Source organism: Paraburkholderia sp. J11-2, from assembly GCF_905220185.1.
Taxonomy (GTDB): domain Bacteria; phylum Pseudomonadota; class Gammaproteobacteria; order Burkholderiales; family Burkholderiaceae; genus Paraburkholderia.
On the sequence record NZ_CAJMYY010000053.1, the window covers coordinates 1 to 14,670 of the forward strand.

At 63.1% G+C, this 14,670-nt stretch carries 15 protein-coding genes; 13 read left to right on the plus strand and 2 right to left on the minus strand.

Annotation, left to right across the window (positions count from 1 at the left end; all coding sequences use genetic code 11):
• Nucleotides 1–163 precede the first annotated feature (163 nt).
• The gene (locus tag U5A57_RS39940; RefSeq protein WP_321917742.1) at nt 164–673 is read left to right on the plus strand and encodes a DUF1269 domain-containing protein; all 510 of its coding nucleotides are present in this window, start codon (nt 164–166) and stop codon (nt 671–673) included.
• Nucleotides 674–837: 164 nt separating this feature from the next.
• Here U5A57_RS39940 and U5A57_RS39945 read toward each other — a convergent pair whose 3' ends face one another.
• A complete protein-coding gene (locus tag U5A57_RS39945; protein WP_415774716.1) occupies nt 838–1,470 on the minus strand; it encodes a lytic transglycosylase domain-containing protein in 633 nt (210 codons plus the stop codon).
• 564 nt (nt 1,471–2,034) lie between these two features.
• On the opposite strand from U5A57_RS39945, the gene U5A57_RS39950 reads away from it, so the two are divergent.
• Complete coding sequence (locus U5A57_RS39950; RefSeq protein WP_321917699.1) at nt 2,035–2,817, plus strand: response regulator transcription factor; 783 nt, start codon at nt 2,035–2,037, stop codon at nt 2,815–2,817.
• 17 nt (nt 2,818–2,834) lie between these two features.
• On the opposite strand, the gene U5A57_RS39955 is transcribed toward U5A57_RS39950, so the two are convergent.
• On the minus strand, nt 2,835–3,968 hold the full coding sequence (locus U5A57_RS39955; RefSeq protein WP_321917701.1) for an ATP-binding protein: 1,134 nt from the start codon (nt 3,966–3,968) through the stop codon (nt 2,835–2,837).
• A 290-nt stretch (nt 3,969–4,258) separates the two neighbouring features.
• On the opposite strand from U5A57_RS39955, the gene U5A57_RS39960 reads away from it, so the two are divergent.
• The 11 genes from U5A57_RS39960 to U5A57_RS40010 all read left to right on the plus strand — a co-directional run bounded on the left by U5A57_RS39960 (nt 4,259) and on the right by U5A57_RS40010 (nt 14,668).
• Complete coding sequence (locus U5A57_RS39960) at nt 4,259–4,894, plus strand: SCO family protein (RefSeq protein WP_415766484.1); 636 nt, start codon at nt 4,259–4,261, stop codon at nt 4,892–4,894.
• 48 nt (nt 4,895–4,942) lie between these two features.
• On the plus strand, nt 4,943–5,593 hold the full coding sequence (locus U5A57_RS39965) for a response regulator transcription factor (protein ID WP_321917702.1): 651 nt from the start codon (nt 4,943–4,945) through the stop codon (nt 5,591–5,593).
• A 185-nt stretch (nt 5,594–5,778) separates the two neighbouring features.
• The gene (gene gspG, locus U5A57_RS39970; protein ID WP_415774360.1) at nt 5,779–6,246 is read left to right on the plus strand and encodes a type II secretion system major pseudopilin GspG; all 468 of its coding nucleotides are present in this window, start codon (nt 5,779–5,781) and stop codon (nt 6,244–6,246) included.
• Nucleotides 6,247–6,301: 55 nt separating this feature from the next.
• On the plus strand, nt 6,302–7,504 hold the full coding sequence (locus tag U5A57_RS39975; protein ID WP_321917705.1) for a type II secretion system F family protein: 1,203 nt from the start codon (nt 6,302–6,304) through the stop codon (nt 7,502–7,504).
• A gap of 149 nt (nt 7,505–7,653) precedes the next feature.
• Nucleotides 7,654–9,264, plus strand: coding sequence for a GspE/PulE family protein (locus U5A57_RS39980; RefSeq protein ID WP_321917748.1), 1,611 nt, complete (start codon nt 7,654–7,656; stop codon nt 9,262–9,264).
• Nucleotides 9,245–10,144, plus strand: a complete 900-nt coding sequence (locus U5A57_RS39985) for a hypothetical protein (protein WP_321917707.1) — start codon at nt 9,245–9,247, stop codon at nt 10,142–10,144. The genes U5A57_RS39980 and U5A57_RS39985 overlap by 20 nt, the downstream gene beginning before the upstream one ends.
• Nucleotides 10,141–10,671, plus strand: coding sequence for a hypothetical protein (locus tag U5A57_RS39990; protein WP_321917709.1), 531 nt, complete (start codon nt 10,141–10,143; stop codon nt 10,669–10,671). The genes U5A57_RS39985 and U5A57_RS39990 overlap by 4 nt, the downstream gene beginning before the upstream one ends.
• Complete coding sequence (locus U5A57_RS39995) at nt 10,668–11,234, plus strand: hypothetical protein (protein ID WP_321917711.1); 567 nt, start codon at nt 10,668–10,670, stop codon at nt 11,232–11,234. Before U5A57_RS39990 ends, U5A57_RS39995 begins: the two co-directional genes overlap by 4 nt.
• Entirely contained in the window at nt 11,231–11,839 is a 609-nt protein-coding gene (locus U5A57_RS40000) for a hypothetical protein (RefSeq protein WP_321917712.1), read from the plus strand. The genes U5A57_RS39995 and U5A57_RS40000 overlap by 4 nt, the downstream gene beginning before the upstream one ends.
• Nucleotides 11,840–14,116: a type IV pilus secretin PilQ gene (locus tag U5A57_RS40005; RefSeq protein WP_321917714.1), complete on the plus strand. Its 2,277-nt coding sequence runs from the start codon at nt 11,840–11,842 to the stop codon at nt 14,114–14,116.
• A 24-nt stretch (nt 14,117–14,140) separates the two neighbouring features.
• Nucleotides 14,141–14,668 (plus strand): type II secretion system protein, encoded by a 528-nt coding sequence (locus U5A57_RS40010; RefSeq protein ID WP_321917749.1) that lies wholly within the window; start codon nt 14,141–14,143, stop codon nt 14,666–14,668.
• Nucleotides 14,669–14,670: the final 2 nt, after the last annotated feature.

Consider the following 14,670-nt stretch of genomic DNA (forward strand, 5'->3'; position numbering starts at 1 on the left):
AGGCCTGCATAGCTACGGCAGTCTGTGAGGAAAACGAAAGAATATCTGCGGGTTTCTACCCACGCGTTTCGGCGAGCAATACTACTTAAATCCGGCTTCGTCGCGGACAAGAATGTCACCAGGGGTTTCGGTGCGTGACCGGCGTAAAGTTGGAGTGCCTGAAATGAGACGCGTCTACTTTCTGTTGCCCACCCCACAGCGTGCGCGCAGGATCGTCGGAGAACTGCTTATGCAGCGAATCGAGTGGCGGCATATGCATGTCATCGCCAACGAGAATGTGTCGATCGACGGCTTGCCGCAGGCATCGCTCGCGCAACGCAGCGATCTGCTTGTGTCGCTGGCGCGAGGCACGGCGGTAGGCTGCGCGACCGGATTGCTGGTGGCGCTGATTGCGTTCGTCGTGCCGCCCGAAGACCTCAGGATCGCCAGCGGCACCGTGGTGATCCTCGCGCTTTCAGGAACAGGATTCGGCGCATGGGTGGCGGCGATGATCGGCGTCGACATGCCAAATTCGCGATTGAAGCGTTTCGAAGCGGGAATTCTCCGGGGCGAGCTTTTGATAATGATTGACGTTCCGAAAGAGCGCGTGGCGGAGATCGAGCAAGTGATCACACTTCAGAACGCGCAGGCACACGTGGAGGAAGGCGACCCAGGCATGCCCGCGATCCCGTGACGCGCGCAGACCGAAAGTCAAGAAGGGAGAGCGTAGGGCGCGGCGACCTGCTAATGCTCGCGCCGTACGTAGCAGAGGGCGACCGGCCGACTGAACTGGTCCGCAGTCGGCCGGCTCGCTATTCAAGCGCCTCGCGTTGCAGCCAACGGCTCTGCGTCAGGCAATCAACTGGCCGCGAGCAGCTGCTTGTAGCGCGCCAGCACGCGCGGAACATAAAGCCTTGTTTCCGGCAGCGAGGGCACGCGATAGCCGGCGCGAATCACGGCGTTCTCTCCAGCGTTGTAAGCGGCCAGCGTGAGTTCTACGTCGTCCTTGAACAAGTCGAGGAGAAAGCGCAGATACCGCGCGCCGGCCAGCACGTTGTCGCGCGGATTGAACATGTCGCCTTCCGAGAAACGCTTCGCGGTTTCCGGCATCAACTGCATCAATCCCAGTGCGCCTTTATCCGATACCGCCTTCGGGTTATATCCCGACTCGACGTCGATCACCGCACGAAGCAATTCGGGTTTCACGCGAAACGAGCGACTCGCTTCGTCGATGACGTCCGCGTACAAAGGGAAGCCGGCGCTGCCGGTTGACTTGCGGGACCGGCGCCTCGCGCCGGGTTCCCCTGGCGGCTCGCCAGCAACGATTAGCTTCAATCCAGGCTTGCCCGGCACGTTCGTGAGAACGATCGCCCCATTGCCGTCGACCGTCCCGAATATCTGGGCATATGCAGATTTCGGCAACACCGCGCCGAGCATCGCGAAGGCGAGAATGATTGCGTTTCGCACGCTGGTTGAAGGGTGGCGATCCATCGTTGTTTTCTCCTGCACCTGAATTGTGGTAGCAGAAAAAACCGATCGACAATGGGGCACCTCCCTACACTTCGCATCGTGATTTGGCCGCCGCAAAGCACATTGCAGAAACTTAACATTCGAAACAAATGGTAAGAGACGGTAATTGGCCGATACAAATCTATTGCGATGCAGGGCGCCTGTTTTCTTCTCATGCGGCGCAACTGTGACGGGTTAATTTGCACCCGGCGGCAACAATGAACGGATTTCCCGTTATCCCTGGCCTATCCCTTGCGATGGCCAATCCTCTGCGGAATGCAAAAGGGTTCGAATTTGAAACATTTTTGATGCCCGCCGCGCTCCCGAAATTTGCGGAAATGTGGAGACGCGCGCCGGTGCTTGTTCACCGGGAAGTGGCGTGAACCTTGCAAATGGCACGCGCGTGTAGGGTGCGTGGAAAACGGGCGTAAAGCAGATACTTAGGAATTCGAATGTAAGTGATGAAAGCTTAACGGAAGGTTTCGGAATAGTCAAATCGTTAAGCCGTTCATGACGACTGAGGGCGTTGGAACCGGGAGACAAGACGTGAATACCAAATGTCGCGTTGTAATCGCAGAGGACCACGATCTGCTGAGAAATGGCCTACGTTCGATGCTGTGCGCGCAAGGCGACTACGACGTCGTCGGCGAAGCGAGGGACGGCAAGGAAGCCTGCCAGCAGGCCATGACGCTCGCCCCTCATCTGATCCTGATGGATCTGTCGATGCGGGGGATGAATGGCATCGACGCCAGCGCAACGATCAAACGGCGATCGCCGGACGTGCGCATCATTGCGCTCACCGTGCATCAGAACGAGGAGTACGTGCGCGAGGCGCTGCGTGCGGGCGTGGACGGCTACGTGCTCAAGGACGTGTCGTTCGACGAACTGCTGGTCGCAATGCGCTCGGTCATGCAGGGAAAGAAACATCTGAGCGCAGACGTGTACGGGTACATGGTGGACTCATTCGTGAGCGGCGGCCGCGAAGCGCCCGCGCCCAAGCATGCGTGGGACGTGCTGACGGCACGCGAACGCAGCGTGCTGAAGCTGATCGCGGAAGGGCGCACCAACCGGCAGGTCGGACAGTATCTGAACCTGAGTCCCAAGACGATCGAGAAGTATCGCGCAAGCATGATGCACAAGCTTCACATCGCCAACCTGACCGAACTGGTTCTCGTGGCGATGAGCATGGGCCTGCTGACGTCGCTTGCGGCCAAGTGCGCTGAGCCGAATGTGGACGACGAGCACTTGCCGGAGCGCTCCGAGCCGGCTGCGGGTTCGGGACCTGGGGGCGAGCTGCCCGAATACCGGCTAGGCGAAACGGGAACCTGAACGCGGCGCAGACCGCGCTAGCGCATCCAGGTTGCACTAACGCGCGTACCTGTCGCCGCGGAAGACTCGATCGAGAACGCGCCGCCGTGCATTTCGACACGGTGCTGCATGCCGATCAGGCCCAATCCTGTCGTGTAGGCGTCTTCTGTGGCGAACGGATGGTTCTCATAGCCAATGCCGTCGTCCTGAATCGTCAATAGCCAGCCTCTCGTGTCGCCGCGCAGGCTAAGCGAGATTTGCGTAGCCGCGGCATGCTTGACGGCGTTGTTCAACGCCTCCTGAGCGACTCGGAACATGTCCGCTTTCAGGTGCTCGGGCACGTCCTTGTCCGCAACGTCGCAGTCGAACGAGACCGACAACGCCGCCGTGCCGTGTTCGATGCGCCGGCACAGCGAACTCAATGCCGCGGGCAACCCCAGCTTGTCCAGCATGAGCGGCCTGAGCTCACCGCATATTTGCCGCACGTCGCCGATCGTTTCGCGGATCCGGAACACGGTCGAATCCAGCAGGTTCACCGCGTCGTCGATCTGCCCGCGGCGTATGCGCATCAGCGTGTCTTCCGTCATCAGCTTGATGAGCGTTAATGCCTGGCCGAGTCCGTCGTGCAACTCCGCGGCAAGACGCTGGCGTTCCTTCTGCTGGCCCATCATCAGATACGTCTGGCACAACCGCTCGCTTGCATCGAACACGTCGGCCGGATCGGCGGACCGGGTTTCGAAGGTCAGCGGCTCTTCGAATAGCGTCAGCAAGACGGTCGATCCAGGGTGTCTTGTGGGCAACAGTTGCTGATGCAGCGCGAGCCGCGTTGGATGGCCTGTGCGGCTGCTGAGGACCGCACTGAACGAATGGAACTCGCGAGCCGCGCTCGCGGAGAGCGCGTCGGCCAGTTCGTCATGAAAATCGTCGGGCGCGAGGTCGGCGAGGCCCTTGCCGGCAAGCTCGGCGCTCGAATAGCCGAGCAGCGCGGCGGCACTGCGGTTTGCCGACACGAAGGTCCCATCGGGCGTGAGAATCGCGAGCGCCGCTCCACGCGCGTCGGTGACGACGCCCGCGTCGGGTTGTCTGGAACACGCGGTACTGCGGAGCTTGCGCATCGCTTCGATCAGGTCGAGCAATCTTACCTGCGGTCCCCCTGGCTGGCTTTCATCCATTGGAGCTCCCCGATGCGTCGGTGTCGGTATAAGCAATTAGTAAGATTATCCGGATTGTAGGCCGTGATCGATTCAAGCCGCAACGGGGAAATTGTGGGGTCGTAGTGTGGGAGCACTCCCACTGATCAGTGCGGGTTTTCCATCAAGCGGACATACCCCACCGCCATTTGGGGGCCCTCATCCAATGACGCTCTTGGGCAAATTCATGACACTGGATTTGCGAGGGAGTGAGCGCGCCGCGGCCCGCGCGTCGCGAAAAGCAACCCTTCTCCTCATTTCTGGAGACCGGTATGAACAGGACTGCAAAATTAAGGGTAGGCGCATTGGTGCTGACGGGCATGGCGCTCGCGGCAACGGCGGCGTGGTGCGCACCTGACGGGGACGCCGAAGCCGGTGCCGATCCGCACATGCATCATCACATGATGGCGGGCATGACGACCCGCACGACAGCGCAGTACACGCTGCCCTCAGTCGATCTCGTGCGCGACGACGGCAAGACTGTTTCGCTGATCGACGAGTTGAATGACGGCAGGCCCGTGATCCTGACGTTCATCTACACCACCTGCACGACGATCTGCCCGATGATCAGCCAGACGCTCGAAACACTGCAAGGCGATCTGGGCAGCGACCGGGACAAGGTCCACATCGTGTCGATCTCGATCGATCCCGAAGAGGACACGCCTGCACGGCTCAAGGCTTACGCGGCGAGGTTCGAAGCGGGCCCCGAGTGGCAGCACTACACGGGCACGGTCGAGGCGAGCATTGCGGCGCAGCGCGCGTTCAACGTCTATCGCGGCGACAAGATGAACCATACGCCGGTTGCATTCCTGCGCGCCGCGCCCGGCAAGCCCTGGCTGCGCATCGACGGCTTTGCCACGCCGTCGGAACTGCTCGCCGCGTATCACGACATGGTCGCTTCGAACTAGGCGCGCAGCGTCCAGCAAGGAGCAACGAAATTGGAAAAAAGACATCGCGTGCTGATTGCCGAGGACCAGCATTTGCTGCGCACCGGCCTTTGCCGCATGGTTTCCGAACTGGACGACTACTGCGTCGTCGGCGAGGCGAGCGGCGGGATCGAAGCCCATCGCCTCGCCAGAGAGACGCTGCCCGATCTGATCCTGATGGATCTGACGATGCCCGGCGGCAGCGGCTTCGAGGCGATCGTCGCGATCAAGCGCGAGTGCCCGTGCATCCGGATCATCGTCCTTACCGTTCATTGGAGTGAGGACCATGTGCGCGAGGCGTTCGCCGCGGGAGCCGACGGCTACGTGGTCAAGGACGCGTCGTTCGACCAGCTGGTCCGGGAAATGCGCGTCGTGATGCAGGGCAGGCGCACGGCCGGCGTCAACTGGGTTAGCGGCGGCACGCACGGGTCGCAAGAGGACATCGCCCACCATGCGCAGCTCTGGAACGCGTTGACTGGCCGCGAACGCACTGTGCTGCGGCTCGTGGTCGAAGGGCGCACGAACCGGCAGGTTGGCGAGTGCCTGAGCCTGAGTCCCAAGACCATAGAAAAGCATCGCGCGAACCTGATGCGCAAGCTCGGCATCAGGAACCTGAACGGCCTCGTGCGCCTCGCGATCGACATGGGCGTGCTGACGCTGCCCGATGACGAGCATGTGTGAAATCCCTCCAGACAGGGACGGTGCAACTGGAGGGTCTTTACCCATGTCTTTGGACGGCACTCCCTACTTCTTGGCTGTATCGACCTGAACAAAAATGCATTCAACGGCTTCAGCGACGCTGAAGCGGTGAGTCGATACAGGGGAGGGGTGCCGTGTCCAGCGAATCGACCTCTATCCAATGCGGCATGCGTCAGGCCGAAACCGGTGCGCCACGGCGTTGCGCAAGTCTTGCGGCGCACGCAAGCGCGCGTGCGAGCCGCGGCTTCACGCTGCTGGAACTGCTCGTCGTGATGGTCATCATCGGCTTGCTGGCCGGTCTCGTCGCCCCCCGATACTTCGAACAGGTCGGCAAGTCGAACGTCAAGATCGCGCGCGCACAGATCGTGTCGCTCGGTCAGGCGCTCGATCAATACCGGCTGGACGTCGGCGTCTATCCAACGACCGAAGAGGGCCTCGACGCGCTGGTGGTCAAGCCGCAGAACGCGACCCGCTGGAGCGGCCCCTATTTGCAGAAGGCCGTGCCGGTGGATCCGTGGGACCGCCCGTATCAGTATCGTTCGCCGGGTGACCACGGCGACTACGACCTGTTTTCGCTGGGCAAGAACGGACGCGGCGACGGTACGGGAGAGAACGTCACGATCTCGTCGTGGTAGCGATGCGCGGCGGGGCCGCTGCGCCGGTAACGGATGGTCTGCAAGGAGAGTCGACGTGAAGTACGTGCTGCGTGTCTTCGATACGAATGGCTCAGTGCAGACGCTTCGCATCGACAGCGACTCGTCGACGGCAGCCACGGCGCTTGCGCGTTCTCGCGGCCTGCGTGTCGTGTCGGTTCGCGCCGATGGCGTCCGGCGGCGCAGTCGTGCGAACCGGCTCGGGATACCCGGCGCCCGCTTCAACGTCGAACTCTTTGCGCGCGAACTCGCCGCGCTGCTCGACGCGGGCGTGGGCGTCGTCGATGCCTTGCGCACGCTTGGCGGCAATGAACGCCGGGAGGCGTCGGCGCAGGTGTATCGCGACCTCTTGCGCCGGCTGGAGGAGGGGCAATCGCTCTCCGCTGCGCTCGAGCACGCCAGTCATGTCTTCCCGCTCGTTCTGGTCGCATGCGTGAAGGCGAGCGAGCAGACCGGCGGTCTCGCCGACAGCCTCACACGTTTTTCGCGCAACAGTGCGACACTCCACGAACTGCGCTCACGCGTGGTATCGGCGGCGATCTATCCGACGGTCCTGCTGTTCGTCGGCGCGGCTGTCGTGCTGTTCCTGCTCGGTTTCGTGGTGCCGCGCTTCGCGAGCCTGCTCGAACACAGCGGACGCGAGTTGCCGATGCTGTCGCGCATGCTGATGGCCTGGGGCGGCATGGTGCATGCGCACGGGGCCGGGCTGAGCGTCGGCCTCGCCGTGCTGGTCGTGGCAACAGGCTTCGCCTTGCGCCGCCCGTTCGTGCGCAACTGGATCGCCGACCGGATGCTGGCGCTGCCGGGTATCGGGCAACACTTTCGTGTCTTTCGCCAGTCGCAGTTCTATCGCACGACCGCCATGCTCGTCGACGGCGGCATTCCCGCGGTGAAGGCTTTCGACCTTGCACAAGGTCTGGTCGGACGCGCGGACCAGGCCGCACTTGCCGGCGCACTGCAGCGGGTGCGCAACGGCGCGAAGGTCTCGGACGCGTTTCAGGAGGCCGGGCTCGCGAACGCGATCGCGTACCGCCTGCTGACGGTCGCAGAGAAGACGGGTGGTCTCGGCCCCGTGCTCGACCGCATTGCGGCGTTCCAGGAAGCGCAGGTGTCGCGCACGATCGATCTGATTTCGCGACTGATCGAGCCGGCGATGATGATCTTCATTGGCGTGGTGATCGGCGGCATTGTCGTGCTGATGTACATGCCGATCTTCGAGATCGCGTCGAGTATTCAGTAGATAGTCAGCAGTACGTATTGGGGAAGCGCGTGGATACCGTCATCGCCCTGCAGGAAGGCCCCCAGGCCGAAGCGCGCGCCGATCTGCGCGACGCGCTGAGAGCGCTCGGCGAGCGGCATGGTTCCGGAATTCGCGCGCTCGAGGAGCTGATGGCCCAGACCTCGCTCAGCGCGGATGAGCTGCGTGTGCAACTGGCGGCGCAATTTCGCATGAAGTCGATCAGTATGCGCGAATTGAATCAGCTCGAACCGGATTTCGAAGTCGTTTCGTTCGTCGACGCGACAACCCGCCTCTGCATCTGCTTCCACGATCCAGACGATAGCGATAGCCGCGGGCGGCTGTTCGCGATCGCCGATCCGCTCGATGCCCGCACGCGCGGCTGGATCGAGCACCGCATGCGCTCGCAGCCGGGCGTCCCGTATCGCTGGGCGCTCGCAAGCGCAGGGGACATCAATGCCTGGCTGACCGTGCGCGAAAAGGATGTTCGCGCATTGGACTCCCTTGCGTTCGACGATCCGATCCAGAACGCGGTCGATCCCGCTTCGCTCGCGTTGACGCTGCAGGGCATCAGCAGCGACGACAGTCCGGTCGTCAGGCTGCTCAATTCGACAATCTACGACGCGCTCAAGATGATGGCGAGCGACATTCACCTCGAATGCCGCGCGAACGGGCTGATGGTCAAGTGCCGGGTGGATGGCGTGCTCACCGTGGTGGGCCGCGCCGAGGGCCGCGACGTTGCGGACCAGGTGCTCTCGCGCGTGAAAGTGATCTCCGAGCTCGATATCGCGGAGCGGCGCGTGCCTCAGGACGGGCGCTTCAAGGCGCAGTACGCGGGGCGTGAAATCGACTTTCGCGTGTCGATCATGCCGAACCAGTTTGGCGAGGATGCGGTGTTGCGCATTCTCGACCGCTATCAGCTTTCGCAATCCGCAGGTGGCCTGACGCTCGAGGCACTCGGTTTTCAGGAGGGCGACACGCGCTTCATGCGTACGATCGCCTCGATGCCGTACGGCATGTTGCTCGTCACGGGGCCGACCGGCAGCGGCAAGACCACGACGCTCTATGCGATTCTCACGGAAATCAACAACGGCCTCGAGAAGATCGTGACGATCGAAGATCCGGTCGAATACCAGCTCGGCGAGATCCTGCAGATTCCGGTCAACGAGGCCAAGGGACTGACGTTCGCACGCGGGCTGCGCTCGATTCTGCGGCACGACCCGGACAAGATCATGGTCGGCGAAATCCGCGACCCGGAAACGGCGCAGATCGCCGTGCAGGCCGCACTGACCGGGCACCAGGTGTTCACGACCGTTCACGCGAACAACGTGTTCGACGTGATCGGCCGCTTCACCAATATGGAGGTCGATCCGTACTCCTTCGTTTCCGCGCTGAATGGCGTGATTGCGCAGCGCCTGCTGCGCCAATGCTGTCCGGATTGCATGACCGAAGACACGATTGACAAGGAGACGCTGATCCGCTCGGGAATCGACCCGGACGCAGCGGGAAACTACCTGTTTCGCCGCGGCACAGGCTGCGCCGCATGCCGCGGCAGCGGGTATCGCGGGCGGCGTGCGATTGCCGAGGCGCTGCGCATGAACGACGAACTCCGGCAACTGCTATCGGAGCGCGCGCCGCTCGGGCACATCAAGGCCGCGGCAATGCGCTATGGCATGCAGACGCTGCGCGTCGCCGCAATCGAGCTCGTGAAACGCGGCGAAACGACACTCGAGGAGATCAACCGTGTCACGATGGTTGAATAGTCCGGTTGCAATCGGCATCGGCACACGCGAGATCGTCGTCGGGACCCGCGCGCCCGGACGGTGGCACCCGCGCAAACACCTGCCGTCGGCTGAGCCGCTCAGCTTCGCGATTCCCGACGACCTGTACGGCACCGAAGCGGGCCTGCTCGCTGCGCTGCGTGCGGCGCTCGTCGCCACACCCGGCGCCGATGCAGCGGAGGCAGCGGAAACCGTCGAGAGCGCGCCGCGCGAGGCGAAATCGCCGACACGCAACGCACACGTGGTGCTGGACGACTTCTGGGGCAACCACGCGATATTGCGCGGCGACTTTCGCACGCTGCGCGCGCGCGAACTCGAAGAGATCGCGCTGGCCCATTTCACCGACACCTATGGCATCGACGGCGAATCGCTGCTGGTGCGCTTTTGCGTACAGCAGGGCGGCCGCGCATTGTTTGCGAGCGCGATGTCGCGCGCGCTGCATGACGGCATGCATGAAGTGGGCATTGCTGGAAATGTGCGGATTTCCCGCTTGAAACTGGGCCTGCCGGAAATGCTCAATTGCGCCGACATCGTGGCGGGCGGCGATGCGCTGCTGATCTTCGTGGCCGAGGAGTTGATGCAGGCCGTGATGGTCGAGCAGCGCGGCTGGGCCGCCTATGACGCGCAGCGCCTCTTTCCCGGCGACGCGGGCAACGCGCCGAGGCTTGCCGAACTGGCCGAGCAGCTGTTCGAGCGCTCGGCGACGCGAGCGGGCTTCAAACGGGAAGACTGCACGATCTATTTGTTCGGGTACGACACCGACCCCGCGCCGTTCGAAGCGCGTTTTGCGGCTGCGATCCGGCCGACGCAACCGGCGCCGGACAGTTCGCCCGCACGCCTGCTGATGGAGCACGCGCAATGATCCAGATCCTCGACATCGACTTCGCCAGGCGGCGCGCGCGCATCGGGACGAGCGGCCTGATCTTGCTGGGTGTCGCCGCCGTGCTGCTGCTCGCGTGTGCAGTGCGCCTCTGGCATGCCTACGCCGAGAACGATCGCGTGCAGACCGATCTCGACGTCGTCCGGCATCGGACGTTCGCGCAACAGCACGCGGTGAAACCGCCGCTGACACTGGCCGCGAAGCTCGCGGAAAAGCAGAGCCTGTCGATACTGCGCGAGCTGACCGTGCCATGGCAGGACCTCTTTTCAATCGTGGAAGACTATCCGGAGCACGATGTCGCGCTGATCGGCATCGACCAGAACCCGGCGCAGAGCCAGATTCGCATTACGGCGGAAGCGAAGAATTTCGACGCGATGATCGCGTACCTGAAGTATCTGCAGACGAGCGTGCTGTTGCGCGAAGCCGTGCTCAACGATCATCTGGTCGAGACCAATGTGCCCGGCAAACCGGTTCGCTTCCAGATCACTGCCGTCTGGAGGAAATCATGAACGCGGAGCAACTGCGGGACAGGCTGCTGACACTGCGGTTCGAGTTGCGGCGCTCGTACGGCCTGCCTGGACTCGCGGGTGTGCTGATGTTCGGCGCGGCGGCACTCATGTGCGTTGAAATCGCCAATGTGGATGCCGATACGAAAGCCATGCAGGATTCGGGCCGGCTCACACGGGCAGTCGCGGCGCACCCGCCTGGCGGCGCGCATAGCGCGGCGACGGATGCGGTTGCGCTCGACGCGTTGCCGGAACTGTTCCCGCATTTTTCGCAAAGCGCGGACGATATCGCGGCGATATTCGAGCAGGCGCGTGGCAGCAATCTGACGCTCGGCTCGGCCGAATACCAGGTGAGCACGGACGCCGGTGCGCGCTTCACGCGCTATCAGGTGATGTTGCCCGTCAAGGATCAGTACAGTGCGATCCGGCATTTTCTGGCGTTGGTGCTCAACAAGGTGCCGAATGCCGCGCTACGGGAAATCCATGTCGAGCGTCCCGCGGTGGACGGCAATATTCTCGACGCGCGGGTGCGCTTCGAACTGATTTACAGGAGCGTCCAGCCATGAAACCCGCTCTGCCCATGCGTGTGCTGCTGGTGTTTTGCGCAATCGCGGCTGCCGGGGCAGGGTATCGCGTGCTGGTCGCGGCGCGCCAGATGCCGGCGCAAGTCGCCGTGCTCGACACTCAGCATCGCAATGACAGCCACCTGCGACCCGACGCCAGGCATCGCAAGCACCCGTCCGCAGCAGCCGACAAGGCCGCGGCGCCGGCGTCGGGTGCGCAGGGCGCGGACGTCGGTACGGCGGTGGAGAGCGCCCATGCGAAGCTTCTTTCTTTGCGCGCGCCGCTTTCGCTCGAGTCGAACCACGATCCATTCACGGTCTCTTCGTGGCTTCCGCCGCCACCGCCAGTCGAAGTGCCTGTCGTGCCGGTGCAGCCCGCCGCGCCCACCGCGCCCCCCGTGCCGTTCACGTACGTGGGCCAAATCGATGCAAAGGCAGCCAGGCCGCAAGTGTTTCTCAGCAACGGGGATCAGTTGTTGATCGTGTCGCCAGGCGACGTGATCGACAACCAGTACCGTATCGAGTCGGTGTCGGAGTCGGACGTCGTGCTGACCTATTTGCCGCTGCACGAAAGGCAGGTGGTAGCCATTCCACGCGAGGACAAATAAATGAATGCCTCATGCACACGGGGTGCGAGCCGCGATGGGGACAGCGGCCCGTCAACACGCCTCTCGAAGGTCGCTCGGTTTCCTGTTCCGTTGCCAGGCGCGATGCAGATCGCGAGAGGGCGCGTGCTTGCGCTTGCCGTTGCCGTGTCCGCGCTCGCCTTCGGCGGCTGCATGCACGTACCGAACATTCATGACGATCCCACCGACGCCCAGGCGAAAGTCGACTATCTGAACCAGCGCAACGCCCAGGTCAAGACGCTGCTCGACCAGGCCGATCAATTCCGCAAGAGCTACCAGTTCGACGACGCGATCCGTAACCTCTTCCAGGCATACGCCATCGATCCGACCAATGAGCGCATCCGCAAGATCGGCCTGCAGATCGATCAGGACCGCAAAGATCTGGCCATTCTTCAGGAAGCCGAACGGATGATGAAGCGAGGCGCCTATTCGCAGGCCGCTGAACGGGTGCACCGCGTGCTGGTGGAGAACCCGACCAATACCCTCGCGCAGCAGATGCAGACGGAGCTCAACGCGAAGCTGAGCCAGCAACGTGCGGAGCGCGACGACAAGCTGGCGGCGTCGTCGATCATGCAGAAGCCGGTGACGCTGCAGTTTCGCGAAGCGAACGTGCGCATGGTATTCGAAGCCTTGTCGCGCACCACGGGGTTGAACGTCATCTTCGATCGCGACGTACGCTCCGATCTGAAGACGACGATCTTCGTGACGAACGCTTCGGTGCAGGACACGGTCGACATGATCCTGATGCAGAATCAGCTCGACAAGAAGCAGCTCAACGCCAATACGCTTTTCATTTATCCCGCCACGCCCGCCAAGCAGCTCGAGTATCAGGAGCTCAAGGTGCGCACGTTCCAGTTGTCGAACGTCGAGGCCAAGCAGATCCAGCAGTTGCTCAAGAGCATTCTGAAGATCAAGGAGGTCGTGATCGACGAAAAGGCCAATACCGTGACGGTTCGCGGCACGCCCGACACGATCAAGGTTGCCGAGGAGATGGTCGCCGCCCAGGATCTGCCGGACCCCGAGGTGATGATGGAAGTCGAGGTGCTGGAAGTGTCGCACGAGCGACTGACCGATCTTGGCATCGACTGGCCGAACTCGTTCACGATGTCGACGCCGAGCACCGCGACGACATGGGGCATTCTGCATCATCTGACGATCAATGAACTGAATGTGAGCAGCCTTTCGGCCACGGCGAACTTCAAGCTCACCGACACCGACGCGGATCTGCTTGCGAGCCCGCGCATCAGGACGCGCAACAACGAGAAAGCGCGCATCATGATTGGCGACAAGGTGCCGGTGATCTCGAGTTCGAGCACGCCGAGCACGAGCGGCCCCTCTTATACGCAGATGATTCAGTACCTCGATGTCGGCATCAAGCTCGAAGTGCAGCCACGGGTCTATCGCGACGGCGACGTCGGCATCCAGCTCAATCTCGAAGTCAGCAACATCACGAACACGATCTCGAGCAGCAATTCCAATGGCCTGAATTCGCTCGCCTATCAGATCGGCACACGCAGCGCTTCGACGAGTCTGCGCCTGCGCGATGGCGAAACCCAGATTCTCGGCGGCCTCATCTCCGATGAAGACCGCAGAAGTGCCAACAAGGTGCCCGGTCTTGGGCAGTTGCCGGTACTGGGGAGGCTGTTCTCCAACCACAACGGCGACCACGTCAAGACCGAGATCGTGTTGCAGATCACCCCGCACATCGTCCGGCCGATGGTTGCCCCCGATGCGGACACGCAGGAATTGTGGTCGGGCACCGATGTCAATGTGCATGCCGATCAGCTTCGGCTGGACCCCGTCGTGGCGAGCGCGGCCACGTCCGTGGCCCCGGCGGCGAAGCCGATGCCTGGCATGGTCGGCGGCGGCACGGTGGGGGGCGCGTCTTCGCGAAGCGGCGCCGAAGCGTATCCCGCGCTGCCGTCGCCTTCGAACGGCGCGTTCGGACAAATGGCGCCCGCGCCGCGCACGACGCCGCCGCCCGAACCGTACGGTGGACGCTTCTCGCGAAACCCTGCGCAGCAAACGGCTCCAGCGGGGCAGTACGGGCAGTCTGGGCAGAGCGCTGCGCCGGCCCCGGCCGCGCCTGCGGCAGCGGACCAGGCGGGCGGCGAAGCGGAGTCCGCCGCGGCACCGCCGCCCGCGCCGCAGCCACCGCCACCGCCGGCAGCGGCCCCAACGCCGCCGCCGATGCTGCAAATGCCGCCGGGCACCATGCCGAGCGATAACCCCCTGCGCCCGGTCGAGGGCGGGTACTGAACCGTGGCTACCGGAACGTGCGCGATGCGCTTGCGCGGCTCACGCCAGTTCGATCAGCGCGGATTCACGCTGATCGAACTGGTGATCACGCTCGCGCTCGTGGGCATTCTCGCGCTCGCGATCCTGCCGTTTTCGGAACTGATCGCACAGCGTCAGAAGGAGCAGCAACTGAGCGACGCGTTGCGCGAGATCCGTACCGCGCTCGACGCCTACAAGGAAGCAAGCGATACCGGCCTCATCGACAAGGACGCCGAAGCGTCCGGCTATCCGCCTACGCTGACCGTGCTCGTGACCGGCGTGAAGAACGCACGCGATCCGAAAGGCGGCCTGCTGATGTTCCTGCGTCACGTGCCGCGCGATCCCTTCTTTACCGGCGACCCGGACACGCTTGCCGAAGAAACGTGGAGGGTGCGCGCCTATGGAGAGCCGCCGGATCAGGCCGCGGGCGGCGACACCGGCACGATGAGCGAACAGGCCGGCAAGGATGTGTTCGACGTGTCGTCGAAATCCGATCGCGTCGGCATTAACGGCATTCCGTACAAACAATGGTGACG

Excerpts from the sequence above, each read along its gene's own strand:
- U5A57_RS39940 (WP_321917742.1), top strand. The coding sequence starts at position 164 with ATGAGACGCGTCTACTTTCTGTTGCCCACCCCACAGCGTGCGCGCAGG.
- U5A57_RS39945 (WP_415774716.1), bottom strand. The coding sequence starts at position 1,470 with ATGGATCGCCACCCTTCAACCAGCGTGCGAAACGCAATCATTCTCGCC.
- U5A57_RS39955 (WP_321917701.1), bottom strand. The coding sequence starts at position 3,968 with ATGGATGAAAGCCAGCCAGGGGGACCGCAGGTAAGATTGCTCGACCTG.
- U5A57_RS39960 (WP_415766484.1), top strand. The coding sequence starts at position 4,259 with ATGAACAGGACTGCAAAATTAAGGGTAGGCGCATTGGTGCTGACGGGC.
- gspG (WP_415774360.1), top strand. The coding sequence starts at position 5,779 with ATGCGTCAGGCCGAAACCGGTGCGCCACGGCGTTGCGCAAGTCTTGCG.
- U5A57_RS39980 (WP_321917748.1), top strand. The coding sequence starts at position 7,654 with ATGGCCCAGACCTCGCTCAGCGCGGATGAGCTGCGTGTGCAACTGGCG.
- U5A57_RS39990 (WP_321917709.1), top strand. The coding sequence starts at position 10,141 with ATGATCCAGATCCTCGACATCGACTTCGCCAGGCGGCGCGCGCGCATC.
- U5A57_RS39995 (WP_321917711.1), top strand. The coding sequence starts at position 10,668 with ATGAACGCGGAGCAACTGCGGGACAGGCTGCTGACACTGCGGTTCGAG.
- U5A57_RS40000 (WP_321917712.1), top strand. The coding sequence starts at position 11,231 with ATGAAACCCGCTCTGCCCATGCGTGTGCTGCTGGTGTTTTGCGCAATC.
- U5A57_RS40005 (WP_321917714.1), top strand. The coding sequence starts at position 11,840 with ATGAATGCCTCATGCACACGGGGTGCGAGCCGCGATGGGGACAGCGGC.
- U5A57_RS40010 (WP_321917749.1), top strand. The coding sequence starts at position 14,141 with ATGCGCTTGCGCGGCTCACGCCAGTTCGATCAGCGCGGATTCACGCTG.